Source organism: Ochrobactrum sp. 19YEA23, assembly GCF_029909865.1.
Classification (GTDB): domain Bacteria; phylum Pseudomonadota; class Alphaproteobacteria; order Rhizobiales; family Rhizobiaceae; genus Brucella; species Brucella gambitense.
In genome coordinates, this window is record NZ_JASAMQ010000003.1 from 499,269 (window position 1) to 526,043 (window position 26,775).

Consider the following 26,775-nt stretch of genomic DNA (forward strand, 5'->3'; position numbering starts at 1 on the left):
ATTCTGACAGGTGCCATCATGACACTCTCAGGTTCATGCTCGGTAATCCTATGCCCGAAATCGAGTTTTATATCATAATTACATATGCTTATGTATGTTTAATTATCTAATTTATTAGAAAGAATTCAACTCGCATTGGTTGTTGAATTTTATTCCTCCCTTAATGAGTGTTGCCCCTGAATCCGGCGCAACAGGGCAGATCAATCGCGGGCAAGCGCCACGACAGGATCGAGTCGGGAGGCGTTGCGGGCGGGCATAAAACCGAAGCCGATGCCGATAAGGCTTGAGCAAAGCAGCGCTATCACAATGGATGTTGGCGAGTAGACAAGCTGGAACATTGTGCTGAACTGCGCGAATAGCAGGCCGAAACCTCCCGCGATCAGCACGCCTGCCACGCCGCCGATGAGGCACACCAGTATGGATTCGATCAGAAACTGTTGCAGGATATCGCTCTGCCGCGCGCCAACGGCCATGCGCACGCCGATTTCGTTGATTCTTTCCGAGACCGCGACCAGCATGATGTTCATCACGCCGATTCCACCAACGAAAAGTGAAATGCCCGCGATGCTTGCCACGAGCAGGGCCAGCATCGCCGTCGTCGCCTGAATGGTCTTTTGAAGCGTGTCCGTGTTGAATATGAAGAAGTCTTCTTTGCCATGGCGCCTTGTCAGAAACGCCTTGACCATCTCTTCTGCTACTGCAGGGTCCATCGTGTCTCGAATGCGGACGGCGATTGATTGCAATGTGCGTGAACCCGTCATGCGGGTCTGGACCGTCGTATAGGGAAGGTAGAGTTCAAGCCTGCTGGAGCCTGCCATGCCTTGATCGTCGGCTTTGGTTACACCGACGATGCGCACGGGAATCTGTTTCAGGAACAAGATCTTTCCGACGACGGAGCCGTATTCATTCGGGAAAAGTCCCTTCTTGGTATTGGTATCAATGACCGCATCTTGTGCGAGATCTTCAAGGCCTTTTTTGCTGAAGTAGCGCCCTTCGATCAGCTTGCTTTTGCGTGCCGTGAAATATTGCTCACTGACGCCGTTGACCGTGATGCTGACTTCCTTGTTGCCGACGCGAACCGTTCCGGCAGTGGTGCTTTCGGGCGTAGCTGCGACGACATAGGGCAGCTTGGCCAGTTCGTTTGAATCATCAACGCTCAGCGTTGTGACAAGTGCGGCTTTCAGATCGCCATAGCCGCTGCCCGGTCCGATATAGAGCGTGTTTGTGCCAAGGCTGCTGATCTGCTCGAGAATGCGCTGCTGTGAGCCTTGGCCAAGCGCGGTCACGCAGACAACGGATGCTGTACCAATGATGATTCCCAACATTGTGAGAAATGTGCGCATGCGATGCGCATTCATGGAACGCAGCGCCATCGCAAAAGCCTCCTTAAAACGATCCCGTATGCCGCTGAATGATTTAAGTTTTTGCTCCGTAGACGTTACTGAAATGCTTTCTGTTTCAGCGCCATAGTCCTCCTCACGGCGAGTGTCGGCAATGATTTCTCCGTCCCGTATCTCAATGATGCGGTTCGCCCGCGCAGCGACGGCGCGATCATGCGTGACAATGATGATCGTGCGGCCTTCGCGGTTCAGTTCCTGAAGAATGCCGAGCACTTCCTCACCGCTGTGGCTGTCGAGCGCGCCGGTCGGTTCGTCTGCAAGAATAACATCGGCATCGTTGATGAGCGCGCGCGCTATAGAAACACGCTGTTGCTGGCCTCCAGAAAGCTGGTTTGGGTGATGATGGGTGCGGTCGCCCATGCCGAGACGGTGCAGCATTCCATGGGCGCGCTCGCGCCGTTCGGCGTGCGCTTGTCCTGCGTAGATGGCAGGTATTTCCACATTACCGACGGCGTCCAGCTCGTTCATCAGATGGTAACGCTGGAAGATAAAGCCAAAATGCTCGCGTCGAAGCTGTGCCAGTTCATCTGGCGTGAGTTCAGCAGTAGCGCGCCCGGAAATCAGATATTGCCCTTCAGAGGGGCGATCCAGACAACCGAGAATATTCATCAGCGTGGATTTTCCGGAACCGGATGCACCCACAATCGCCACCATCTCACCACGCTGAATGGTGAGGTCCACATTGTGCAGTACTGTGGTGAAACCATCACCCGACGGATAGTGACGCGAAACATTTTTCAGCAGGATCAGCGGCATATTGCTCATATCAATCACCGGCATCCGTCTCTTTAGCGTCTTGATTGTCGGTGACGATCTTGTCTCCCTCCTGCAAACCTGAGCGAACTTCCGTATTGATCTTGTCAGTAATACCCGTTTCCACTGTGCGCTCTTCCAGCGTTCCATGTTCGGTCAGAACGCGGACGGTCGCCACTCCCGGAGCGTCCGGGTCAGTATCGCCTTGTAATTTCAGCGCCGAAACCGGCGAGAGCAACACGTTTTTGACTTTCGCCAGAACGATATGAATTTCTGCCGTCATATAGGTGCGAAGCAAACCGTTCGCGTTGGGAATACTGAATTTGCCTTTGTAATATACGGCGGAGGCCGTGACGCTGCTCGATGCGGATAAGCCACTGCTAAAACCGAAGCTCTTATCGCTGACGACGGAATCCGGCGCAGGTTCAATCGCTTCGAGCTTTGCGTCGTAACGCTTTGCGTTTCTTCCGGAAATGGTGAAGTAGATGGGCAGGCCATCATGAACCTGGGTAATATCGGCTTCCGAAATGTCGGCTTCCACCGTCATCGTGTCCACTTGACCAAGGATGGCGATTGTCGGCACCGTTTGCTGCGCGTTGACGTTCTGCCCTTCCTGCGCCACGGTCGAAAGAATGGTTCCATCAATGGGGGCTGTAATACGCGTATAAGCCAGATTGGTTTCTGCGATGCGCACGCCCACTTTGGATGCGGCTATGCTTGCTTCCGTATTGGCAAGCTGCGCCTGTTGCTTTTTCGTCTCCGCAACGGCTTTATCGTATTCGGAACGAGCAACTGCATTTTTGCCGATCATCATCTGGTTGCGAGCGAGATTCAATTTTGCCAGTTCCAGATCAGCAAGGTTCTGCTCACGTGTCGCTTCGTTCTGGCGCAACGTCGCTTCGGCCTTGTCGAGTTCATTTTGCTGATTGGTGGCATCAATGAGAGCGATGACGTCACCCTCTTTGACGTGCTGGCCGGGTTTCACTTTGAGGGAAAGTATTCGACCGGTGGCCTGAGCCCCGATGGCGACCAGATTTTTAGGTCGCAATGTGCCAGATGCCAGCACGGAGCTTTCAATGTCGCCGCGTTGCACGGTCGTCATTTCAGGAAGTGGCTTTTGCGCAGACCATTGCTGGAGTAACAGGCCGCCGGTCAGCACCGATACGGCGAAAAGTGTTAGCCAGCGTTTGCGAAAACGCCGCTTTGATAATGGTTTAGGGGAGTTCATTGTTGCCTCTTGAGACGGCCCGTGGAGAGGGCGTTACGAGGTGAGGGCCGGTATTGAGGTCCACGACTTCCGGTCTGTCGACATCAATCCGACCGTTCCAGCCGCCGCCGAGCGCCTTTTGCAAGGAAACGTAATTCACGATGATATCTGTTCGCGCCTGCGCGAGAGTGTTCTCCTGGTTCAGCAACTCACGTTGCGCAGTCAGAACATCGAGGAAATTCTTCGATCCTGATTTGAACTGCTCAAGCGTCAGCTCGTTGATCTGGCGACTGTTGCTGACAATCTTTTGTAGTTGTGTGATGCGCAGGCGGTTTTGGTTGTATGCGACACTTGCGTTCTCTACTTCGCTCAAGCCTGTCAGGACTTTGCTTCGGTAGTTGATGAACGCCACGTCGCGCTCGGCTCGTGCAGCATCGACATCAGCAAGGAGCTTGCCGCCATGAAAAACAGGAATTGAGCGGCTGGGGCCAAATGACCAGCCTATAGTGGACAGTTTGGCAAGGTCGCCGAAATTTGCGCCCTCTGTATGAATGCTACCAGTGAGGGAAATACTTGGATAAAGCGCGGCCTGTTTTTGACCTATCGCTGCTGTTGCCTTGGCATAGTCCCGTTCAGCTGCCCGTATATCGGGGCGGCTCAACAAGAGATGTGCGGGTAATCCAGCCGATATCTTGCGGGGCGCTGAGGGCAGAGAGCGAGGCTTATCAAGTATAGCGGCTAGCGCTATTGATGAGCGCCCGGTGAGGGTAGACAGTTTGTTCAGGTTCTCGGCATAGCTGATCTGCAACGTTGGAATCCCGGCCTCCGTGGTTGCCACCTGAGTTTGCGCGCTGAGAAGATCGACTTGCGATATATTGCCCGCTGCCAGCTGCGTACGGGTCAATGCGACGGCTCGGCGTTGTGAAGCCACGTTGCGTTCTGCGATGGCGATCTGGGCCTGTATGCCACGCAATTGCACGTAGCTGGTTGCGATCTCACCGATCAAGCTGACGAGCGCTGCCCGCAATTGCTCATTGGCGGATTCTGTCGCGTAATATGCGGCCTCGACGCCACGCCGGTTTGCACCGAATAAGTCCAGATCCCATGTCGGGGATAAACCCGCATTCAACGAGCTGCTGGTGCCTTTTGAATTGCCGCCAGTACGCTTGAAACTACCATTTCCATCAATGCTCGGATATAGCATGCCACTCGCCGACGCGTGGCCTGCTCTGACTTGACGCACCTTCGCTTTTGCTGTCGCGACGTCAGGACTACCATCAATGCCGTCAGCAATCAGCCGATCCAATATCGGATCGCGGAGATTTTTCCACCAGTCTGCGAGTTGTGGGGCGGTTGTATCAGCTTTACTATTCCACGCACGAGGCGTGTTGATAAGAGGAGGATGATAATCCGGTCCGACAGCAACACATCCAGCGCCAAAAGGAAAAAAAAACAAAACCGCACAGAGTCGAATTTTGATAATTTGGATATTTCCTCAAAAGATCAATTATAAATAATAAAAATGCAAATCATAATTATTATAGATTGGCGCCAATGTAAATTGACGCCAAAATATTTAAGTTTGCTAGCTAAAAAATTTAGCTATACTAGAAATAATGCTTGGGAGAGTCGTAATCAGAGTGCCGATTACAGTTACGAGTGCAGGAATAAGGATAGGTAAAATAGGGTCCAAAACAATTCTCAATAATTGGCGTTAAGTATTATTTTAAAAGTAACATATTAGAAATATGAAATTTTAATCCCTTTGACAACACCAACTATGTGCCCCTGTTTCATTCGGACAAACTGTTCTGATATGACGGAAACTATTGTTATTATGCGTTGTGTACGACAAGCCAATCGGCCAAAGAGCGGCGGCGGGCGGCGCGACCGCGCATGGCTTCGGCGGCGCACATGGAATTCAGCACAGCTTCCTGTGTTGTTTCCGTTGCCGCGCGAAACAGGGTGTCTATCCGGTCTTCATTGAGGGCCGTTATCTGGACGAAATCGCGCGGCTCGTCATGATCGAATGTCACCGCCGTTGAAAAGCCGACTGCGATATCGCCGCTGCCGTGGCCCCAGAATGCACCGAGCCGCGCCAGACCTGCACCGCAACGGCGCGTGACGCGTTTTAGCTGCCGGTGTTCCATAGGCACATCAGTTGCAAGAACAAGAATGACTGAACCTTTTTCAGGCTGGGATTCAGCCTTGGGCGAGGGGCGGCGTCCATCGGGCAAGACCAGATCGCCAGCACGCCCGAAATTGGTCAGTGCCAGAATGCCAAGATGATAGGTTTTGCCATCCAGTTCGAATTGCCGGGACGATGAACCGATACCGCCTTTGAAGCCAAAGCAGCTCATGCCGGTTCCGGCACCCACATTGCCCTGTGCAACGTCTTCACTGGCTGCGCCCAATGCTAGGCGTGCGTGATCTTCGGTCACGGCCATGGCCTGAATGTCGTTCAATGGCCCGTCATTGCACTCCAGAACCACTGGATTGACGGTCGCCGTTGTGCGGCCAATATCCGGATTGCGTGCAATCGCCTCGCGGATGAGGGTGTTGGCACAGGTGCCAACGCCAAACGTATTGGTCAGCAGGATCGGCGTTTCCAGTGTGCCGAGTTCCTCGATCTGAACCAGACCCGTGCTTTTGCCAAACCCGTTGATGACATCGCAGGCAGCCAGAACCTTGCGCCGATAGAGATTGCCGTCATGGGGGAGAATGGCGGTCACACCTGTATTGATGTCACCATCGCGCAGAGTGTGGTGACCGACCCGCACGCCCGGCACATCGGTAATGGCATTTCTAATGCCGGTCGGCATGATGCCACAGATGATGCCGAAGTCGCGCGCGGATGCAGTCATTTTCACGTTCCGTGTTCAAAAATCGAGGTCAGAGCCGACCGGCTTCGATAATGCGCTTGAGAAAGGCTTGCGTGCGCTCACCCTGCGGATTGCCGAAGATTTGCGAAGGCGGACCTTCTTCATAGACCTTGCCGTTTTGCAGGAAACAGACCTTGTCTGCAACCTCGCGTGCAAAGCCCATTTCGTGGGTGGCCAGCACCATGGTCATGCCTTTGGTCGCGAGATCGCGCACGATATCGAGCACTTCCGACACCAGTTCCGGATCGAGCGCCGAGGTGATTTCGTCCAGAAGCAGCAATGTCGGGTCCATCATCAACGCACGCACAATGGCGACGCGCTGCTGCTGTCCACCGGAAAGCCGGTCTGGATATTCCTTCGCCTTATGATCGAGCCCGATGCGAGCCAGAAGTGCTAGGCCTTTTTCCTGCGCTTCTCTGGCAGGCATGCCCAACACCTTTGTCGGACCAAGTGTGACATTTTCCATCACGGTCATATGCGGGAACAGGTTATATCCCTGAAACACAATGCCGATTTCGCGGCGCAGGACATCAAGGTCAACGCCCGGTCCGGTCACGCGGTCACCATGCAGGCGGATTTCACCTTCATCGATGGTTTCGAGCCGGTTGATGCAGCGCAGTAGCGTGGACTTGCCGCAGCCGGAAGGGCCGATCAGGCAGACAACCTGATGTTCTTCAATGTCGAGGCTGATGCCGGACAGAACCTCCAGCGACCCATAGCGTTTGATTGCCTTGTCGATTTCAACGAGTGCCATATCCATACTCCTCACATGCTCGAGCGCATTTTCCGACGATCCCGTTCGATCAGACGATCAACGAAACGGGCCTGCGGAATGGTGATCAGGATGAACAGGATGGCGACGGTCGTGACAGCCGACAGATTGAAATAGTTGGCGGCGATGATCTTCGACTGGTTGAAGGCGTCGATGGTGCCGATGATCGCCACAAGCGCCGTATCTTTCTGCAAGCTGATGCAGTTGTTCATCAGCGGCGGAATAATACCGCGCACGGCCAGCGGAACGACGACATAGCGCATGGTGCGGACATAAGAGAGGCCGAGCGAGCGTGCCGCTGCAATCTGGCTTGGATGCACGCTTTCAATGCCCGCACGATAAACTTCAGACGTATAGGCGCCATAAGTCAGCGTCAGTGCGATGATCGCATAGGCATTGGAGGACAGATCTTTCAGGATTGGCAGGCCGGTCAATGGCAGGCCGAAACCGATGAGATAGATCGTAATAATGGCAGGCAGGCCGCGAAACAGATCGCTGTAGAAGGTGGCGAGCAGCCGGATCGGCTTACCAGCCTTGCCCGGAAGCGTGCGGGCAATCGCGATCACCAGCGCCCAGATCAGGATCAAAATGGCGGCGACGAAGAAGATGACGATGTTGGTGCCGAAGGCCTTGAGTACGGTGCCCGACGACTTCACAATCAGACTGACGTCGAAGAAGGTGCGACTGACGGCAGCGTCATTGACGATCATGAACCATGCGCCGGCACAGATGATCAGCACCGCAACAGCATAGGAAATCGCCTGCCAGGACACGTCGGATGCGCGTGCGCCCAGTTCCCGGCCTTTGTAGATGTCGGCGCTTTTCCCAGCCTGACCGGAAAGCTGCACACTACACCAGGCGAACCACAGAACGGCGAGCGGAGCTAGAAGCAGCGCCCATCCGATGGTGAGAACAGGCGTCGCAAGCCAGCCCTGCGCAATCGTATAGCTGGTCACGCTATAGACGGTCTGAATTGAGGCCAGAAGGGTGATGAACGAAAAGGCGAAAGCGAACAGGGATCGACCGCTATGGGTACGGACCTTGTTACGACTACGCCATTGCCGCGCGCGCTCGACGCTGGCAGCCGGTGCCGGTTGGGACATAAATATTCTCGCTGAGGCAAGGTGGCTGCGCGCCTGCTTTGGGTGCTGCTGCCACGGTGTCAAAATCGGGAATCCGGGCCGCAGCAGCGATGGCAGCTGCAGCCCGGAAAATCGTCAGATCATGGCTTCCAGACAGGAACGTCGGATGGCGAAGTGCCCCACGACGGCAGCAGATAGGCGGTTTCCAGCTTCTTCAGCGTTCCGTCTTTTTCCATGTCGGCGATCAGCTGATCGATGACCTTCTTGCTTTCCGAACCCTTCGGATAGATGCCTGCAGTCTGGCCGCCGGATTCATACTGACCGACAACGGCCAGCTTGCCATTGGAGTTTTTCACCTGACCGAGAACGATCGAAAGATCGGTCATCACGGCATTGACCTTGCCAGCAGCAAGGGCCGTGAACATCGATGCGGTGTCATCGAAAACGTCGAGATGCGCGACGTTCAGCGTTTCCTGCGCGAACGGAACCAGCGTCGTACCGGCCTGTGTGCCGACCTTCACTGTCTTCATTTCGGCTTCCGTCACCGGCTTGTCAGCGCGGGCTGCAACACCATAAGCGGAAGACATGTAAGGCGTGGAGAAATCCACCACCTTCTTGCGCGGTTCGGTGACGGAGATCAGCGCCAGCGCGATGTCGTAATCCTTGTTCTGACCCGCAACGATGGAGTCGAACGAGGCATTGACCAGCTTCACCTTCTCAAGGCCGAGGCGGTGCGCGATGTTGACGGCCATGCAGAATTCATAACCGTCCTTGATGGTTTCCGGCGTGTCGCCATTGAACTGGCCAAGGGCAGGCAGATTGATGATGACCGTGAACTGACCCGGTACAGCCGGGGTGATCGTGGCCGATCCCTTGTCGCCGATCAGCGGGCAATCGCCATAGCCTTCGGTCGCGGCAGATGCGCTGCCTGCGCCAGCCACTGCGGCGACGCTTGCGAACAATGCGCTATAGGCTGCTGTCTTTAAAAGGTTTTTTATTGTCATATTCCCCTCTTGCTTTCTTTTGGGTTAGAGAACTGCTTCTGCGCCCGTGCGGGCCAGATCCATGTAGATTTCCTGCAAACGGCGTGTATACGGACCCGGCTTGCCATCGCCGATGGTGTGATCCTGAATGCCGATGATCGGCGTCACGAAGCTTGATGCGCTTGTGAGAAAGGCCTCTTTGGCGGCCTTGGCTTCTTCCACCGTGAACAGCCGCTCCTCGACCTTGAGGTTCTGTTCTTCGGCGATTTTCAGCACGGCCCGGCGGGTACAGCCGGGCAGGATGGCGTTTGAATTGGGACGTGCAACCAGCACATTGTCGTGCGAAATGATGAAGGCCGTGGATGATGCGCCTTCGGTGACGAAGCCGTCTTCCACCAGCCAGACTTCGTGGTAGCCTTTGCTCTTTGCCTGCTTCTTGGCCAGCACCTGCGCCAAAAGCATGACGGTCTTGATATCGCGGCGCGCCCAGCGCGTATCCGGTGTGACGTCGACGCGAACGCCATTCACCACTGACGGTGCATTCGCCAGATTTTTGACCTGTGTGAACATCACCAGATTTGGCTTGATATCGCTTGCATAGACGAAATCGCGGTCAGCCTCGCCACGCGTGACCTGCATATAGACCACGCCTTCATGAAGCGTGTTGCGGCGGATGAGTTCGATCTGCGCCTTGCGAATTTCTTCGAGCGAGACGGGCAGGGCGATATCGATCTCTTTGACCGAGCGCTCCAACCGCGCAAGATGGAGTTCATTATCGACCAGACGACCATCAATCACGGCGCTGACTTCGTAGATCCCGTCGCCAAACAAAAAGCCGCGGTCGAATACCGAAACCTTCGCTTCGCTTTCGTCGACGAAGGCTCCGTTCAAATAAATTACTCTGGCCACAATACGTCCTCGGCATGTGCATTTCTTGATCGAGAGGACGGTAGGAAAAAAGAATTTGACTGGCCAATGCTATGTTTTGCAATAACTATGCAGAAATTGCATAAGGCTGAAGGGAGTAGGGGAATAAGGGAGTAAGGCAGTATGTTCGGCGCGCGAACATGCGATGTTATCCCCCTGTTTCACCTATTCCCTTACTGCCTTATTCCCCTACTCCCCTAAGGAGCGCCCATGGAACTGAAATGGCTGGAAGACTTCATCGCGCTCGCTTCGACATCGAGCTTCTCAAGAGCGGCAGAAACGCGCCACGTTACGCAGTCGGCGTTTTCGCGGCGTATCAAGCAGCTTGAAGTCTGGCTGGGGGTAACGCTCGTCAATCGCGCCACTTTTCCCGCGCAACTGACCCGTGAGGGGAAAACCTTTCTCCCCGTCGCCGAGGATACGGTCCGTCAGTTTTATGCCACGCGCAAAAGCCTCCAGCCAAACCGACAGGGGCAGAATCCGGCGCTGAAGTTCTCGGCCCTGCATACTTTGACCGTGACATTCTTCCCGCAATGGCTGAAAGGGATAGATGCTGCCATTGGCAATATTCATTCCCATCTCGCGCCGGATCGCGGCGGGTTTGAAGATAATATTGCCACACTGACCGAAGGCGAAGTCGATTTCTTCCTGACCTATGCGCACGCCTCTGTGCCGATCCTGATCGACCGGGAACGCTTTCCGTCTATCGTGCTGGGCACGGAACGGCTCATTCCGGTCTCATTACCATCCGACGATGGGCCTTTGCTGGATCGCGCCATCGAGACCGGCGCTCCACTGCCCTATCTCAGCTATGGCGACTTTTCGTTTTTCGGTGCGGCTTTGGCCCAGAAATTTATGTCCGGGCCGAATTTCGCGCGCAAGGTCGTGCATGAAAACACCATGTCCATTGGGCTCAAGGCCATGGTTCAAGCCGGGTGGGGCATGGCCTGGCTGCCGGAAAGTCTGGTGCGCGAAGAAATCAGTCGTGGCGATATAGTCCCAGCTTCGGTCGATCCGCATTGGGATCTGACAACGGAAATTCGGATCTACCGTCACGACGCGCCGCTTTCACCACGTGCCGAAAGCCTGTGGACCTATTTGCAGGCAAAAGACGGTGCAGTTTCAGAAAACAGCGATTGACACGCCCATATGCGCAGCGCTGTAAATGCACGCAATTTATTCGGCCGGAGAGGGACATAGACGGCATGAAGATCACCATCGAACAATCGCTCGATCAGGCGGGGACGGGCGCATTCCAGCGTGGTTTGCTCGGCGTTTTCGGCCTCGTCTGGGCCGCGGACGCCATGCAGGTTCTGGCGGTGGGCTTTACGGCTGCCTCCATTGCGAAAACTTTTGGGTTGACCGTACCGCAGGCCTTGCAGACCGGTACGCTTTTCTTCTTCGGCATGTTGGTCGGCGCTGCCGTTTTCGGCAGGCTCGCCGATAGATATGGCCGCCGCCGCGTCTTGCTTGTCACAGTTGCCTGCGATGCCGTGTTCGGTCTGTTGTCGGCCTTTGCGCCCGGCTTCGAAGTTTTGCTGGCCTTGCGTTTTCTGACCGGTATAGCCGTCGGCGGAACGCTACCTGTCGATTATGCCATGATGGCCGAATTCCTTCCGTCGAAGAACCGTGGCCGCTGGCTGGTCATGCTCGAAGGCTTTTGGGCCGTCGGCACCGTTGTCATCGCGCTTGCCGCATGGGCTGCAAGTCTTGCCGGTGTCGAGGATGCCTGGCGTTATATTTTCGTCGTCACCGCAGCGCCGGCGCTCATCGGTATCTGGTTGCGCCTCTGGGTGCCGGAATCGCCGATGCATCTTTTGAAATCCGGTCGCGCGGACGAAGCAAAATCAGTCATGAACCGCGTGTTGCGTCGCAACGGCAAGCCTGAATTGCCGCCGAAGGCACGGCTCGAAGCACCGCTTCTCGTGACGAACGAACGGCTTTTATCGCCACAACTGCGTCAGCGGACACTCGCAACGCTGGCAATCTGGTTCCTCGTTTCGGTGTCCTATTACGGCATTTTTACCTGGATACCGGCCAAGCTCGCCGGAGACGGCTTTGGTTTCGTGCGCGGCTATGGCTTTCTGGTCGTGGTGGCGCTGGCGCAATTGCCGGGCTACGCGCTTGCCGCCTATGGCGTTGAAACATGGGGCCGTCGCAAGACACTGATCAGCTTCCTGTTCATCAGCGCCGCAGCCTGCGCCTTGTTCACAATTGCCGATAGCTCGTCTGTGGTTGGCGCGTCGATCCTGATTATGAGCTTCGCGTTGTTGGGCACGTGGGGTGCGCTCTATGCCTTCACGCCCGAGCTTTATCCCACAGCCCTGCGTGCAAGCGGCATGGGCGCGGCGGGCGCCATGGCGCGCCTCGGCGGCCTTTTGGCACCGTCGGCGCTCGCCATCGTCATCAGCCAAAGCTTCAACGTGGCTGTGGCCATGTTTGCCGGGCTTCTGGCGCTGGCTGGCGTCATCGCGTTTCTGATTAATGTCGAAACGCGCCAGCAGGCTTTGAATTGAGGCTCAGAGCGCCTTTCGGAACGTCAGATTGAGGCGAACACGACCAACCTTGTCGTGTTCGCCATCTTTCAGCGCCAATATGCCGTGATGAAAAAGTCGCGACGGCCCACCCCAGACAACCACGTCGCCGTGGTGCAATGGGTATTTGGTGATCGGGTCGTTGCGCTTCAGTCCGCCAAACTGGAAGGTCGCCGGAAGGCCTAGCGAAACGGACACGATCGGATTGGTGAAATCACGCTCGTCCTTATCCTGATGCAGGGACAGTTTTGCTCCGGGTTCGTATCGATTGATCAGGCAGGCATCGGGCGAAAAATTATCATATCCAGCCTGTCGGGCGGCGTTTTCCGCGAGATTGCGAAAGGCTTCCGGCATTGCAGGCCATGGTTTCCCGGTTTCAGGGTCATTAGCGCTATATCGGTAGCCAGTTTTGTCGGTTACCCAACCAGCCTGTCCGCAATTGGTCATGGCGACCGCCATGCGATAGCCGCCGGGCGTCACCATATGCCGAAAGGGTGCGGCAGCGCTGACATCCGCCACTGATTTCAGAATGGCATCTTCATCGGCCAAAGCAAAGCCATGCAAAAGCACAGCGCCAGGCGCAAGAATCTCAACAGGTTCAAGCTGATCGAACAAATCTCTCATAAGGCTTTTTAGCATAAAACGGTGCGGAAACGTCCCGAAATCTGCTTTCAAACTGCCGTGCTGCGCAAAAGGCCCCTGACGGGGCCTTCCGAATGTCACGCCGTCAGATTACCAGTTCACCTTGAAACTGAGCGAACCCTTGAGGCTGTAATTATCGCCGAAATCCGCGAAGCTGGTTTTGACCATACCTTCGCCGAACAGCGCATATTTGCCATCGGCCCAGGCATAGGTTCCGCCAGCGCCGATACCGCCCCAGGTTTTGTCGTTTTCGCTTTTGAAATCTACGCCGCCAGCCCTGATCTTATAGTCGTTCATGAACTCCTGATAGAGATTGGCGGCAAGATAAAGATTGGTCTGGGTCAGCCGGTTTTGACTGTCGCGCCATGCATTGCGATATTCTGCCGCCAGCCCGATACGGGCATTGAGGCTATCGCCATTGCGCAGATCGACCGCAACGCCAGCAAAATCGTGGAATCTGTCGAAATCCACCGACGACCAGACAAGTTGCGCCTGCGGTGTGATCGACCAATGCTCGTTGACTTCAATGCGGCGTCCGCCTTCGAGGCTAAGGCCATAACCAAAGCCGTTATTGCCATCAGCCAGTGATTTTTCGAGCGTGTCGGAAACCAGTTTGCTGTCATACCAGGTCAACTGAAGCTGGCCGTCGAGGTAATAGCCATTATTGCCATACCAGGTGAGCGCGCCACCCAATCCCCAGCCATCGGTGTCGATGGTGCCATCACCGCTGAAGGACGAAATATCACTGCTGGCTTTGCCATATTGCGCAGTGAAGCTGCCGATCAGTCGACCGGATTGGCTTTCCTGAAACAGTGCGTCAATACCGGCCTGCATGACGAACACGCCAATGTCTTGCGTCACGCCTGTGGTGGAACCGCCCGCCGCAAATTTGCTGTGCGTCCCTTCAATACGTCCCCATACGCCATGCTTGTCGAAAGCGATATCCGGCCCGGGCGTCGCATGACCGTCCTTAACATCTTCACTCGGCAGAGCATTCTCGCCCCAGTATCGATTGCCGACGCGCTGTTGCAAGCTTGGTAACTGGTTTAAGGCCTGCATATTGCGCGCATAGCCTTCGTAGACCGGCATGGATGGATTGTAACGCGTCTTGCCATTGGCAGCCGTGTTGCGCAGATAGAAACCGCCATCGCCTGACAAGGCTACACTGTTCGCCGTGGTTGCAGAGGAACGCACATCAGGCTCCGCAGGCGAGGGGGCTTCAGCCGGCTGGTCAGCGGTCGCGGTGATCTCATAGGCATAGACGCCGCCGACAACCGCCGTTTCGCCATTCGCGGTCGTGTAATCGCCCGCCAGCGCGAATGTACCTGCGGGATTGCCTGCAACCTCGATAATCCTAGTGTCGTCGGCAATCTGCGCGCTGGACTGGCCATAAGACACGAGCCGCAGCTGGCTGCTGCCGGAACTGTCGCCCCGAATGACAAGATGGCTCGTCTCGTTATTATCAGCACCGAGCCCGGTGGCAATCACGACAGTGCCCCCTTTGCCGATATAATCGCCTTTGACAGTCAATGTGCCAATGCCGTTTTCACCCGGCGCTACCACCCCGCCGGTTTCATTGGTCACGGAGTTGACGCTGCCGACACCACTTAACCGCCCTGCATTTGCCACACGAACAGAAGTAGCATTGTCGCCATCAAAAATCAGCGTGCCTCCAACGACTGCGGAATCTCCGGTGAAACTGTTGTCGCCAGTGAGCCGCAATTCACCGACGCCGCGCTTGGTCAGTCCGCCAATGCCGGAAATGGGGTTGGACCATGTCGAAGAATAGCCTTGCGTATCGACGTCAAAACCTTCCGCATAGCGGAATTTCATCGGCCCGTTGATAGCGGCACCAAGATTGAGCAATCCTTGACCGTAGATTTCTGTGGGGCCGATATTGGTGGCTGTGGTCAGCAGGGTTTCAATGGTCTGCCGCGCATTCATATAGGGAAAGGCTTGCCGCACGACAGCAGCGGCGCCCGCCACATGCGGCGAGGCCATGGAGGTGCCTTGCATATATTGATAACGCCCGCTGGGATAGGTTGAGTAGATGGGGCCGCCGTTATCGCCACCTGGAGCCGCCATGCACCATTCCGCTGCGATGCCACAACGATTGCTATAGCTTGCGATTTGTTTGTTTGGGCCAACGGAAACGACGGCAATAATGGAGCCTTTCAGATCCGAGAAATCGAGATTAGCGACAGCCGGATCATTTGCACCCAGCAGGTGAAACGTATTGGGGTTATTCATGTCGAGATCGCGTCGGCGGCCATCGACAAATTTATATTTGCCGAGTGCGGTGTTCTGCGGTGTGATCGCGGGAAACAGTGCGCTGCCGCTCGGATGCGCTGACGAAATTGGCTGAACCTTGTAGTCATTGCCGGCGGCGAAAACCATGACGATATCGGCCTTGGCGGCCACCTTCAGCGCTTCATAATCATTTTTGAGATAACCGCCATAGAGGATCGGCTGATAGTTCAGTTGCTGATAATTCGGGTTATTGTAGGGGGTGGGGAATACGTATGGTCCGTAGCTGCCGTTCAGCACCTTCACGCCGGTCGTAGACGCATAGCGCAGCGCCCTGTTGATCGCATCATATTGTCGGTCAGGCACGATGGCCCTCAACGCCAGGATTTGAGAATCATAGGCAACCCCATGCATGCCGGTGCCGTTTCGAGCTGCTGCAATGATGCCGCTGACATGGCTGCCATGCCCAAGGATAGTGCCGTTTTTCTGGATATCCCGGACATCCCGCAGCCCCATGAAAGTGCCGAAATTCTGCGACCACGGATGCACTTTTCCAGCAAATTCCTGGTGGTATGTATCAATGCCCGTGTCGAGCACCGCAACGGTGATGCCTTTGCCTGTAAAGCCGCGCTGATAGGCAGGCGCTGCGTTGATCATTGGCAGGCCCCAGTTTGCCATGTATTCGGCATCAGATCTGAAAGCCTGGGTTGGTTCTTTCTGCTGCGCAAAAGAAGCCGCTGGAAATAGAAAAATAGTCACGGATAATAATCGAACGATTGGATGGATAGTTCGCATAATTCCCTCTCAATTTTTAATAATTGTCCCCCGCATATATTCAAGATGTAATTATAGTTGTTTTATTCCTAATACTTCAAAATCGAAACTTACCTTATAATATTAGGAATATGACACATTGGTCACTTTAATATTTATTGTAAAATCGCTATGATTTGCTCTTAATCTATTGATCGCAATTTTGTACTTTTAGCGAAAAATCTCTTCGCCCGTGATGAACAGGAAGAGAAACGGCAATAAAAAACGGGGCCGAAGCCCCGTTCCTACTGTTTGCAATGTTGGTCTGGATTTCGTCAGCCAGTCGTGCCGAAGCGCTCCTCGCTGAGTGCCGCTGCCATCAGCGCCTTGGTATAATCCTCGCGAGGATGATCGAATATCTGCTCGGTATCGCCTTGCTCGACGATCCTGCCGTTGCGCATCACAATCACATAGTCCGATACGGCGCGAACCACAGCCATATCGTGGCTGATGAACAGGTAGGAGAGGCCGTGTTCCTTTTGCAGATCGCGCAGTAGTGCCACAATCTGCTTTTGCACCGAGCGGTCGAGAGCGCTTGTCGGTTCGTCCAGAACGATGACGCGTGGTTTCAGGATCATTGTGCGGGCAATGGCGATACGCTGGCGCTGTCCGCCTGAAAACTCGTGCGGGTAGCGATTACGCATGGCCGGGTCCAGCCCAACCTCTTTCAGCGCTTCTTGCGCGCGACGGTCACGCTCCTTGGCGGAAAGCTGCGGTTCGTGGATCAGCAAGCCTTCGGTGATGATGCGCCCGACTGTCATGCGGGGGCTAAGCGAGCCGAACGGATCCTGAAAGACGAGTTGCAACTCTCGCCGTTTCGGGCGCATGGCTTGCGGGTCGCGTGGCAGTTCCTTGCCCAGATAGGCAATGCGGCCTTCGGAATCGAGAAGCCGCAGAATGGCACGCCCAAGCGTGGATTTACCTGAACCGGATTCGCCCACAATGCCGATTGTCTGACCTTCCTTGAGCGTCAGCGAGACATTGTTTACCGCAGTCATGTAGTTGGCCGCGCCGAGCCATGGCTTATGGATCAGGAAGTTGACCTTAACATTATCGGCGCGGATCAAGACGGGCGCTTCGTCCGGTGGTGGCAGCTTTTCGCCTTCCGGTTCCGCATTGAGCAACATTCGGGTGTAGGAATGTTGCGGTGCGGTAAAAAGCGTCTCCGTTTCGTTGGTCTCGACCACTTCGCCGGAGCGCATCACATAAACACGGTCAGCAAAACGGCGCACAATGCCCAGATCGTGGGTGATGAACACGACCGCCATGCCGAGACGCTGCTGCAGGTCGGCCAAGAGGTCGAGTATCTGCGCCTGAATGGTGACATCAAGCGCCGTGGTCGGTTCATCGGCGATCAGGATATCCGGTTCGTTGGCGAGAGCCATCGCAATCATCACACGCTGGCGCTGGCCGCCAGACAGTTCATAGGGATAGCTGTCTATGCGACGTTCCGGCTCTGGGATGCCGACGAGTTTTAGCAGTTCCAGAATGCGCGGGCGCGCCTGTTTTTTGCTCATGCCGCGGTGATAGCGCAGCGGCTCCGCCAATTGGTCGCCGATGCGATAGAGCGGATCGAGCGAGGTCATCGGCTCCTGAAAGATCATGGTGATCTTCGCGCCGCGAATATTGTTCAGCGCTTTGTCGGACATGCCAATCAGGTCCTGACCACGATAAAGCGCCTGTCCCGTTGCCTTGCCGTTGCGGGCTAATAGGCCCATCAGCGCCATGGTCGTCTGGCTTTTGCCGGAGCCGGATTCACCAACGATTGCCACGGTTTCACCGGCCTTAACGTCGAGATTGATCCCGCGAACGGCGGGAACCGGACCGTCATGCGTATCGAAGGTCACGCGCAGATCGCGAACGCTCAGAATGGTTTCCTTCGTCATCTCAGCGATCCTTCGGGTCAAGACTATCGCGCAGGCCATCGCCCAAAAAGTTCAGCGCAAACAGAATGATGGTCAATGTTGCGGCGGGCCAGATCAACTGCCAGCTTGCGCCGCGCATGTTCTGGGCACCTTCTGAAATAAGGAGGCCGAGTGAGGTGAGGGGGTCTTGCACGCCAAGGCCGAGGAAGGAGAGGAGACTTTCCAGCAGGATCGCCTTCGGCACCAGCAATGTGACGAAGACGATGACAGGGCCGAGCGCGTTGGGAATGATATGACGGGTAATCACCCCGCGCCGTGTTGCGCCAAGCGCTTCCGCCGCCTGCACGAATTCCTGCCGTTTGAGGCTCAATGTCTGTCCGCGCACGATGCGCGCCATATCCAGCCATTCCGTTGCACCAATGGCAATGAAGATGATGAATATCGACCGCCCGAAGAAGACGAGCATCAGGATCACGAAGAAGATGAACGGCAGTGAATAAAGGATATCGACAACACGCATCATGACATTGTCTATGCGTCCGCCAAGATAGCCGGAGACCGCGCCGAACGAGACGCCCAACACCAGCGACATCGCCGAGGCCAGCAAGCCGATGGCCAGAGACATGCGCACGCCGATGAAGATTCGCGTCATCAGATCGCGACCGAGATTATCCGTACCGAGCAGAAAGTAATTGCGCGTCACATTGAGCGTCAGCTTGCCGCTCATGCCATCGGTAGCCAGTTCCACCTTTGGATTGCTGAACAGGTCGGAGCGCTGGAAATAACGCAGAACACGGTCGTCGGTCGGGCGCTGCGCTGTGAAATCGACGACGATATTGTTGCCGGTCAGTTCCGGCTCCGCAGACGCCTTCAACCGCGCTCGCGCCAGTTCCCGCTCAAGCCCCGGCAGGATTGTATCCGCTCGCGGATAGGCCTCGATGCTCGGCGCAACGCGCACGAACTGCGGATAGATTTTATCATAGGGATGCGGGCTCAGCATCGGCCCGAAAATGCCTGCAAGAGCCAGAACAGCGAGCACGATGGCGCTGGCAACAGCTGCCTTGTTTTTGCGCAGGCGCAGCCAGGCATCCTGCCACAACGAACGGCTTGGCATGCTCAGTTCAGCGGTTTCCGTTGGTACGGTCAGATCAGTCATAGCGAACCCTCGGATCGAGCCATGCATAGAGAAGATCAACGATCAGGTTGAACACCACGACGAAGATCGAAATCACAACCACCGTGCCCATGACGAGCGTGTAGTCGCGACTGAGAGCGCCTTGTACGAAATATCGTCCGATACCCGGAATACCGAAGATCGTTTCGACAACGACGGAACCTGTAAGGAGGGCGGCGGCGGTCGGCCCGAGATAGGAAACAGCGGGCAGCATGGCCGCGCGCAATGCATGCACGCCAACCACAACACGGGCAGGCAGGCCATAGGCGCGGGCAGTGCGAACATGATTGGCGCGGAGCGCTTCAATGGTGGCACCGCGCACCAGACGCGCAATGACACCCACCTGTGGCAGAGCGAGTGTCAGCACCGGCAATATCCAGTAGGTGACATTGGCCGACGACCAGCCGCCAGCGGGGACCCAGCCCAGAATAACGCCGAACAGCAGGCTCAAAAGCGGAGCCACGACGAAATTGGGCGTTGTGATGCCGAAAGTCGCAAGCGCGACCACGAAATAGTCGACAGCAGTATTCTGCTTCAGCGCGGCGAGTGTGCCGAGAAAAGTGCCGATGATCGCCGCCAGCGTCAGGCCCAGCGTGCCCAGCATGATTGACACTGGCAGACCAGAGGCAAACAGATCATTCACAGAAAAATCGCGGCGCGTGAAGCTTGGGCCGAGATCGCCCTGCACGAGATTGCCAAGATACATCAGATACTGCTGCCAGAGTGGCGCATCCATATTGTAGGCGCGCTTGAGGTTCGCGAGGATCAGCGGATCGAGGGGACGTTCAAGATCGAACGGGCCGCCGGGTGCAAGCCGGATCAGGAAGAATGTCAGTGTGACGATAATGAAGACCGTGGGTATCGCACTACCCAATCGTCGGAGCGTGTAGCCCAGCATGTTTTTGTCCCTTCATTGCCTGACAGCGCGATGCTGCCGGGCAAATCCCACTAAGGGCTTCTGGATTATTGTTTTTCTAATATTTTATCAGTTTTCGCCTGTTGCTAAGCGAAAACGGAAGCGTGGACGGGAGAGGGGCTTTACCCCCTCTTCCACATAAAAATAGGGCCGCGCCGTCAAGCGCAGCCCTGTCTGAAATTACTGTTTGAGGGAAAGCCAGCGGGTCTTGTGGCTATCCATAAGATTGTCGTTCCAACCGGCGACATTATCGGAAACGAGCGCACGCGACGAGTAATAGAGGATTGGAATATTGCCGACTTCATTGAGCTGAATAGTTTCAGCTTCGCCCAGCACCTTGGCGCGTTCGGCCAGATCGGTGGTCTTTTCCGCCTTCGCCATCAGCGCGTCGTAGTCGGCGTTCTTCCACTTGGAATAGTTGAAGCTGACATTGCCCTGGCTGATGAACAGGAAGTTTTGCGGATCGTTGTAATCGCCGATCCAGCCGGCACGTGCGATATCGAACGGACCGTCATCGCGCATGAAGTTGAAATAGGTGGCGCCTTCGGTCTCGTTAAGCGAGGCCTTCACGCCGATATTGCCCAGCATGTCGGCAATGGCCGCCATAGTGTTCTTGTTGTTCTCGGATGTGTTGTAAAGCAGCTCGATCGACAGCGTGTTGGGTTCAACACCAGCTTCCTTCAGAAGCTCCTTAGCCTTGTCCTCACGCTCCAGCATGTCGTCAGAGTAATCGAACTTCGGCGCGTCTTTCAGATAATTGGCAATGCCGGGCGGCACCATGGAGTAGCCGGGCAGCATGGTTCCCTGCCAGACCTGATCTGCCAGAAATTCACGGTCGATGGCCATCGAGATGGCCTGACGCACCTTGATGTCCTTCAGCTTGCTATCCGCTGACTTGCCTTTCACTGGCAGGTAATAGACGCCGAGATAGGGCGCCATGCGGAATTCCTTGGCGAGATTTTTCTTCACATAGTCCATCTGTTCGGCCGGAACGTCGGAACAGATTTGCACTTCCTTGGCCTCGAAACGGCGCATGCAGCTGGCGCGATCTTCGAAGGGAATCCAGTTGACCGTATCGATCTTCACCTGATCGGCTTCGTAATAATACGGGTTCTTCTTCATGACGATCTTGTCGTTCGGCGTGAAGCTTTCAAGCATATAGGCGCCATTGGTCACCATCTTGCCGGGCGTGGTGAATTTGTCGCCATTGGCCTCAACGCTTTTCTGGTTCAGCGGAAAGCCGGTCTGGTGCGTCAGAAGCTCGAGAAAATAAGGCGCAGGGGAGTTGAGGCTGATCTTCAGCGTGTGATCATCAACGGCCTCTACGCCCAGCTGATCAACGGGCTTTTTACCGCCTGCGATGTCTTCTGCATTCTTGATGATGAACAGCATGCTGGCATAACCGGCGGCTGTCTTCGGGTCCATCAGACGACGGAATGTGAACTGAAAGTCGCCCGCTGTGACCGGGTCGCCATTCGACCATTTGGCGTTGTCGCGCAGATGGAACGTGTAGACTGTACCGTCTTCGGAAAGATCCCATGATTTGGCGACACCGGGAATGGCTTTGCCATCCGCATCCTGAATAGTCAGACCGTCATAGAGGTCGCGCAATACGTTGCCTTCAGCCACGCTGGATGTACGGTGATGGTCGAGCGTAGCCGGATCTGTATCATTGCCGCGATTGAGTACGGTCTCGGCAGATGCCGCACCTGCGAGCGCCAAAAGACACACGCCTGTCAGTAGAAATTTCCGATACATTTATGAACCCCTCCTTTGAAATTTATGAAATGTCCTGCATCTTATGGATAAGCGGACCACATGCAAGCGAACTTAGCAACACATTGAATTAATACAAATAATCAAAAAATTGGGAGCAACTTCTACGCGCGAAAACGGGTACGCGAATGCTAATTTTCATGCAAGTTACATGGATATTTCAAAGGCGAATCTTTATCGAAAATCTCCGTAAATTCCGGGGGTTGGAAGCTCGAATTGTCAGTTTCAGGAAATGAAAATGACACTCGATTCGCCTAAATTTTCACCATGGAAATGGTTGGGGATAACGTCCTGATCACAGTCACCGAACCCGCCCGATCAACGGTGGGGACGTGCAGGCCTGAATGTAAGGTCAGCCGTAATTCACCTCATCGTAGCGTTGGCGTGCATCGGCAATTACTGATTGATTTTTATCCGCCCAGACGATCAGCGCTGCAACGATATCCAGCAAACTGAAGCCCAGTTCGGTCAATTCATAGTCGACACGCAGAGGCACGCTCGGAAAAACTGTGCGGGTGATCAAACCGTCACGCTCCAACCCACGCAATGTGAGCGTCAGCATGCGTTGGGAAACGCCATCGATAGCGCGGCGAATTTCATTGAAACGGCAAGGGCCTTTACGCAGCGTGCCAATCACATGCAGTGACCATTTGTCTGACATGCGCTCGATCATTTCATGTGCCGAGCGGCATCTCACTGCGCTGGGGTCAGGTAAATCTGTGTAACCGAGTGTCATTCGTGTGCCTTCTTGCAGCATTGGTCATGTCTTTCTAATTTGTATTCACGAACAGAGAAGTCATTTTCGCCAATCTACAGTCAGGATTACAAATTTCATGAAGAATATTCTTCTCATCACATCAAGTCCAAACGGAGAAGGGGCGCTATCGACCAGATTTGCACGAGACCTAGCAGATAAATTGGCGCTTAAAGATGGCCACGATATTACATCTCGTGATCTAGCCGCTGAACCTTTGCCCCATATTGGACCGGCTTATGTGCACGGCAGAATGTTATCGCCGGAAGAGCGCACTGCGACGGAAGATAAGGCCATCCATCTTGCTGAAACGCTCGTCAAAGAGTTGCTGGAAGCTGATATCATCATCGTCGGTTCATCAATGATCAATTATGCGCCATCGACGCAATTGAAGGCATGGTTCGACCATGTGATCTGGCCCGGTGTGACGGTGAAATTCAGCGAACATGGCCCACAGGGTTTGCTGAACAACAAGAAAATCTACCTGGTGACCACCAGTGGCGGCGCATTTTCCGAAGGCAATCTTGAACAGCTCGATTTCCAATCTCGCTATGTCCGGCATCTGTTCGCCGTCATTGGATTGAACGATGTCGAACATATCCAGATAGAAGGCACGGCCTTTGGTCCACAGGCCGCGCAGGCAGCGATCGATCGCGCCCGTGTTCAAATCGATGCGCTTGTTGAAGCGGCATGATTATGAAGGAATCAAGCGAGAAGCCGATGAACAAGCAACGCACAAGGGACGATTACGTTTGGCTGGCGCAGCAATTTCTGGACGTCAGCGACGCGCGGGACGATGTGCTGGCCTTGTTGACCGACGATATCCAATTCTCATTCCCAAAATGGGGAACCGTGCGCGGTAAAGCGCGGCTCCTACAGTTTTTTCAGGACATGTCGCAACACGTAGCTGCGATGAGCCATCCTGCCGAGCATCGGCGTTTCATCGTCGACGGGCCGCTGGTATGCGTTGAAGGTTTGACACAGGGCCAGATGCAAAACGGCAAAACCTGGAATGCTGGCCGCTTCAGTACGGTCTATGAATTTGATGGAGATCTGATCAAACGGATAGATATCTACACCGATCCCGACATGACGGATGAAACCCGAGAAAATTATCCGTGGCTCCGCCGCTAAATACCCAATTGAGGCATCAGTGGATACAGGTTAGTTCCATAATATACGTTATGTGACTTAAACAGAGGCTTTGAAGGGGCAACCGATGGCTACCCCTTACAGGTTTCAGTCGAACAAACCTATCAAATCATCTGCGTAAAGAGATTGCGGAACTGGCGTGGCTGTGAACGCAAAAACTGTGGTGCAGCTTCGATGGTCTCGCCGAAATGGGCTGCTGCATGCCAAGGCCAGCGCGGATCGTAGAGTACCGTGCGAGCCAGTCCGATCATATCTGCATCGCCGGTCGACAGAATTGCTTCTGCCTGCTCGAAATCGGTGATGAGCCCGACAGCCACAACTGGAATATTGACCGCTGCTTTGACGGCGCGCGCCAGCGGCACCTGATAGCTCGGTCCGACCGGAATTTTCTGCCCTGCATCAAGTCCGCCGCTCGAAACGTGAATTGCCGCGCAACCTCGTGCAGCCAAAGCTTCTGACAACGCTGCTGTCTGTTCGACGTCCCAGCCGCCTTCTGCCCAATCGGTTCCGGAGAGCCGTATCGTAACCGGACGATCTGCGGGAAAGACAGCACGAACGGCGTCGAAAATTTCCAATGGGAAACGCATGCGGTTTTCGAGCGAACCACCATATTCGTCGTCACGTTTGTTCGACAGCGGCGACAGAAATTGGTGCAGAAGATAACCATGCGCTCCGTGAATCTGGATCGCGTCCAGACCCAGTCGCGCCGAGCGTTTGGCGGCATCTACAAATGCTTCGCGGATGCGTTTCAACTCATCCTTGTCCATCTGTGTCGGAGCATTGTCGGCAGAATTGAACGCGAACGCAGACGGCGCGATGGTCTGCCAGCCATTTTCGTGCGTCGGCGCAATCTGACGTCCGCCAAGCCACGGCAAATCGGTGGATGCCTTTCTGCCTGCATGAGCCAGCTGTATCGCGATTGGCATCGTCGACCAACGACGAACGCCATCGAGTGTCCGTTGCAGTGCAGCCTCGGTTTCATCGGAGTAAAGGCCGACATCCGCATAGCTGATCCTGCCTTCAGGACTGACCGCCGTTGCTTCAATCGTCAACAGCGCCGCTCCGGATTGGGCCAGATTGCCCAAATGCATCAGGTGCCAGTCCGTCGTTTTGCCGTCCTCGGCCGAATACTGGCACATTGGAGCAATCACAATGCGGTTTTTCAGAAGCAAACCGCCCACTTCCAATGGAGAAAATAGCTTCGTCTGGCTCATAGCTCGTGCGCCTCTTATCGGGATCGATCTGACAATTCCCCCTGCTCTCAGGAGGTTCGCAATCACACTTATCACAGGTCTTGTTTCATTTTCATTGTTTAGCAATCACAATGCGTTCAATAAAATTGATGTACGACTAGTGCTGTGAGCCCGCCTCAGCGCCGAAATTTCCGGTTGTATTCGTGTCAATTTTTGCGCGCGAATTAATACTTTTCCGACGATTTGTCTTTAAACACAGGCCAACATCATTCGGGGGATTTCATGGCCTGGAAATTCATGCTGGCAACAGCCGTTATGGCGGTTGCGCGTACTATGCCCAATGTCTTCAAACCTAATATTTTCAGCACGCCGGTTCAGCCTGCGCTTATCGCAGACAGCGCTTTCGACATGGAGTTGAAGCCAGCACCAATCAATCCGGAATGGATATTGGAAGGATCGCCACTGGCGCGTTCATGTGAGCAATCCGCCAGTGGCGACCGTGCGGCTTTCACCGCGATCTGGGATTGCACCGCAGGCGAGTTCCGCTGGTATTTCGGTTGGGATGAAACGGTCTACATTCTCGAAGGCGAAGTACATGTGACCGATGCCGATGGGAAACAACGCACACTGAAAGCAGGCGATGTTGCCTATTTTCGTGGTGGAACCTGGGCGACATGGCGGATCGACCGCTATCTGAAGAAAGTCGCGTTCATGCGGCGCACCCTGCCTGCGCCTGCCTCCGCCATTTATCGCTTGAGCGACGCCTTGCGAAACCGCGTCGCGCGTCTGTAGGCGTGGATACTCTTTGGCCGTAATCAGCGCGCCATCCGAAAGGATGGCGTCGTTGACGTGAGCCTCGGCATTTCTATATAATCGATATGCATGATGGGAATGGGGTTCTCCCGAAACCGCCTCTTCTGGCTGATGACTCCTGATCGAATTGACAATAGGAACGCAATGCGTCGATGGCTGAAGCCGCCGAGGTTATGGGCTGTCTCCTGCCCGCTTCTCTCCAGCAAGCGTATTCGTTCCACAATTTTGACAGGTGAATTATGCAAGCAACCATCATGGTGGCGCTCGGCGGAGCGATCGGAAGCGTGGCGCGTTATTGGCTCGCCCTCTTAATGCTGCCGGTCAGCCGTGACCTGCCCTGGGGCACTATTGTCATCAATATCGTCGGATCGTTCGCGATTTCCTTTTTTGGAACGCTGACGCTCGAACATGGACGCTTTGCGGTGCCCGAAATCTGGCGCCTGACCTTTATGGTCGGCGTTTGTGGCGGCTTCACCACCTTTTCGTCCTTCAGCCTGCAAACACTGGATCTTCTGAGAGCTGGCCAGCCCGGTAAAGCCCTTCTCAATATTGGCATTTCAGTCATCATATGCCTGATTGCCGTCTGGCTTGGTTTTCTTGCAGCACACCAGATTAATGGCGGTGCGCAACAGATTGCGCAGACGGCCATTGAAGAAGAGGCGTCCTAACCAATTCTCGTAGGATCACGGCTTCTGTTCCTTAACATTGGCGAATGCGAGCCTATATCTCCCGTTGCAACCAATGGAAAAGGAGATAAGCGATGCGTTTATTGCTCACCGTTCTGGCATTTGCGACGTAAGCCCACGGTGAAGGCCGTCTTGCGATGACGGCCTGCTGACTGCCAGTCCTAGTGGTAACACTAGGAGTAGTCATATGACGAAGCATCCAAT

Annotated in this window: 22 protein-coding genes and 1 riboswitch; of the genes, 6 read left to right on the top strand and 16 right to left on the bottom strand. The window is 54.9% G+C overall.

All coding sequences use genetic code 11. The features are described 5' to 3' along the window. Window positions 1-200: 200 nt before the first annotated feature. From QBD01_RS11230 to QBD01_RS11265, 8 genes are all read right to left on the bottom strand, one after another. Entirely contained in the window at window positions 201-2,165 is a 1,965-nt protein-coding gene (locus tag QBD01_RS11230) for a MacB family efflux pump subunit (RefSeq protein WP_280992835.1), read from the bottom strand. 1 nt (window position 2,166) lies between these two features. Next, complete coding sequence (locus QBD01_RS11235) at window positions 2,167-3,381, bottom strand: efflux RND transporter periplasmic adaptor subunit (RefSeq protein ID WP_280992836.1); 1,215 nt, start codon at window positions 3,379-3,381, stop codon at window positions 2,167-2,169. Next, on the bottom strand, window positions 3,368-4,816 hold the full coding sequence (locus tag QBD01_RS11240) for an efflux transporter outer membrane subunit (RefSeq protein WP_280992837.1): 1,449 nt from the start codon (window positions 4,814-4,816) through the stop codon (window positions 3,368-3,370). The genes QBD01_RS11235 and QBD01_RS11240 overlap by 14 nt, the downstream gene beginning before the upstream one ends. A gap of 379 nt (window positions 4,817-5,195) precedes the next feature. After that, the gene (locus QBD01_RS11245; RefSeq protein WP_280992838.1) at window positions 5,196-6,224 is read right to left on the bottom strand and encodes a P1 family peptidase; all 1,029 of its coding nucleotides are present in this window, start codon (window positions 6,222-6,224) and stop codon (window positions 5,196-5,198) included. Window positions 6,225-6,252: 28 nt separating this feature from the next. Further along, window positions 6,253-6,996 (bottom strand): amino acid ABC transporter ATP-binding protein, encoded by a 744-nt coding sequence (locus QBD01_RS11250; protein WP_078336990.1) that lies wholly within the window; start codon window positions 6,994-6,996, stop codon window positions 6,253-6,255. Window positions 6,997-7,007: 11 nt separating this feature from the next. Beyond that, the gene (locus QBD01_RS11255) at window positions 7,008-8,117 is read right to left on the bottom strand and encodes an amino acid ABC transporter permease (protein ID WP_280992839.1); all 1,110 of its coding nucleotides are present in this window, start codon (window positions 8,115-8,117) and stop codon (window positions 7,008-7,010) included. A 119-nt stretch (window positions 8,118-8,236) separates the two neighbouring features. Beyond that, on the bottom strand, window positions 8,237-9,100 hold the full coding sequence (locus tag QBD01_RS11260) for an ABC transporter substrate-binding protein (RefSeq protein ID WP_138786948.1): 864 nt from the start codon (window positions 9,098-9,100) through the stop codon (window positions 8,237-8,239). Between the two features lie 24 nt (window positions 9,101-9,124). Beyond that, a complete protein-coding gene (locus QBD01_RS11265) occupies window positions 9,125-9,988 on the bottom strand; it encodes a D-amino-acid transaminase (protein ID WP_280992840.1) in 864 nt (287 codons plus the stop codon). Between the two features lie 228 nt (window positions 9,989-10,216). Here QBD01_RS11265 and QBD01_RS11270 point away from each other — a divergent pair, with 228 nt between their 5' ends. Next, window positions 10,217-11,146, top strand: a complete 930-nt coding sequence (locus QBD01_RS11270) for a LysR family transcriptional regulator (RefSeq protein ID WP_280992841.1) — start codon at window positions 10,217-10,219, stop codon at window positions 11,144-11,146. Between the two features lie 65 nt (window positions 11,147-11,211). Continuing rightward, on the top strand, window positions 11,212-12,522 hold the full coding sequence (locus tag QBD01_RS11275; protein ID WP_280992842.1) for an MFS transporter: 1,311 nt from the start codon (window positions 11,212-11,214) through the stop codon (window positions 12,520-12,522). A 3-nt stretch (window positions 12,523-12,525) separates the two neighbouring features. On the opposite strand, the gene alkB is transcribed toward QBD01_RS11275, so the two are convergent. From alkB to QBD01_RS11310, 7 genes are all read right to left on the bottom strand, one after another. Continuing rightward, complete coding sequence (gene alkB, locus QBD01_RS11280) at window positions 12,526-13,164, bottom strand: DNA oxidative demethylase AlkB (RefSeq protein WP_280992843.1); 639 nt, start codon at window positions 13,162-13,164, stop codon at window positions 12,526-12,528. Between the two features lie 108 nt (window positions 13,165-13,272). Then, window positions 13,273-16,107 (bottom strand): autotransporter outer membrane beta-barrel domain-containing protein, encoded by a 2,835-nt coding sequence (locus tag QBD01_RS11285; protein WP_280992844.1) that lies wholly within the window; start codon window positions 16,105-16,107, stop codon window positions 13,273-13,275. Window positions 16,108-16,517: 410 nt separating this feature from the next. After that, window positions 16,518-18,128, bottom strand: a complete 1,611-nt coding sequence (locus tag QBD01_RS11290) for an ABC transporter ATP-binding protein (protein WP_280992845.1) — start codon at window positions 18,126-18,128, stop codon at window positions 16,518-16,520. 1 nt (window position 18,129) lies between these two features. After that, on the bottom strand, window positions 18,130-19,263 hold the full coding sequence (locus QBD01_RS11295) for an ABC transporter permease subunit (RefSeq protein WP_280992846.1): 1,134 nt from the start codon (window positions 19,261-19,263) through the stop codon (window positions 18,130-18,132). After that, entirely contained in the window at window positions 19,256-20,179 is a 924-nt protein-coding gene (locus QBD01_RS11300; protein ID WP_280992847.1) for an ABC transporter permease subunit, read from the bottom strand. The genes QBD01_RS11295 and QBD01_RS11300 overlap by 8 nt, the downstream gene beginning before the upstream one ends. A 198-nt stretch (window positions 20,180-20,377) precedes the next feature. Continuing rightward, a complete protein-coding gene (locus tag QBD01_RS11305) occupies window positions 20,378-21,955 on the bottom strand; it encodes a peptide ABC transporter substrate-binding protein (RefSeq protein ID WP_182520498.1) in 1,578 nt (525 codons plus the stop codon). A 370-nt stretch (window positions 21,956-22,325) separates the two neighbouring features. Further along, entirely contained in the window at window positions 22,326-22,709 is a 384-nt protein-coding gene (locus QBD01_RS11310; RefSeq protein WP_280992848.1) for a helix-turn-helix domain-containing protein, read from the bottom strand. Window positions 22,710-22,806: 97 nt separating this feature from the next. On the opposite strand from QBD01_RS11310, the gene QBD01_RS11315 reads away from it, so the two are divergent. Both QBD01_RS11315 and QBD01_RS11320 read left to right on the top strand, forming a co-directional pair. After that, window positions 22,807-23,421, top strand: a complete 615-nt coding sequence (locus tag QBD01_RS11315; RefSeq protein ID WP_280992849.1) for an NAD(P)H-dependent oxidoreductase — start codon at window positions 22,807-22,809, stop codon at window positions 23,419-23,421. Between the two features lie 26 nt (window positions 23,422-23,447). Continuing rightward, complete coding sequence (locus tag QBD01_RS11320) at window positions 23,448-23,861, top strand: nuclear transport factor 2 family protein (protein ID WP_280992850.1); 414 nt, start codon at window positions 23,448-23,450, stop codon at window positions 23,859-23,861. 122 nt (window positions 23,862-23,983) lie between these two features. Here QBD01_RS11320 and QBD01_RS11325 read toward each other — a convergent pair whose 3' ends face one another. Further along, the gene (locus tag QBD01_RS11325) at window positions 23,984-25,093 is read right to left on the bottom strand and encodes an NADH:flavin oxidoreductase/NADH oxidase (protein ID WP_280992851.1); all 1,110 of its coding nucleotides are present in this window, start codon (window positions 25,091-25,093) and stop codon (window positions 23,984-23,986) included. A 261-nt stretch (window positions 25,094-25,354) separates the two neighbouring features. On the opposite strand from QBD01_RS11325, the gene QBD01_RS11330 reads away from it, so the two are divergent. Next, complete coding sequence (locus QBD01_RS11330) at window positions 25,355-25,864, top strand: cupin domain-containing protein (protein ID WP_280992852.1); 510 nt, start codon at window positions 25,355-25,357, stop codon at window positions 25,862-25,864. Between the two features lie 86 nt (window positions 25,865-25,950). Next, window positions 25,951-26,013, top strand: a riboswitch (Fluoride riboswitch). A 111-nt stretch (window positions 26,014-26,124) separates the two neighbouring features. After that, complete coding sequence (gene crcB, locus QBD01_RS11335) at window positions 26,125-26,553, top strand: fluoride efflux transporter CrcB (RefSeq protein ID WP_280992853.1); 429 nt, start codon at window positions 26,125-26,127, stop codon at window positions 26,551-26,553. The last annotated feature ends 222 nt before the right edge of the window (window positions 26,554-26,775 follow it).